Origin of the sequence: Bacillus cereus group sp. N6, assembly GCF_016483705.1 — a bacterium.
GTDB lineage: Bacteria > Bacillota > Bacilli > Bacillales > Bacillaceae_G > Bacillus_A > Bacillus_A wiedmannii.
Genome location: NZ_JAEHBI010000373.1, coordinates 1 through 223, shown reverse-complemented (window position 1 = coordinate 223; position 223 = coordinate 1). Strand labels below are relative to the sequence as shown.

Genomic DNA, 223 nt, shown 5'->3' with positions numbered 1-223 from the left:
GTGACATGTGGAGCTGACGAATACTAATAGATCGAGGACTTAACCATATAATATGTAGCAATGTTATCTAGTTTTGAGAGAACATAAAAAACTTGTTGACTTTTAAAGAAAATAAGTTATAATAATGATTGTCTCAAAAGAATAATGTCTGGTAATGATGGCAGAGAGGTCACACCCGTTCCCATACCGAACACGGAAGTTAAGCTCTCTAGCGCCGATGGTA

At 36.8% G+C, this 223-nt stretch carries 1 rRNA gene; it reads left to right on the top strand.

Features of this window, described 5'->3' with window-relative positions:
* Positions 1-147 precede the first annotated feature (147 nt).
* Positions 148-223: ribosomal RNA gene (gene rrf, locus JDS99_RS31625) — 5S ribosomal RNA — on the top strand; the annotation flags it as partial.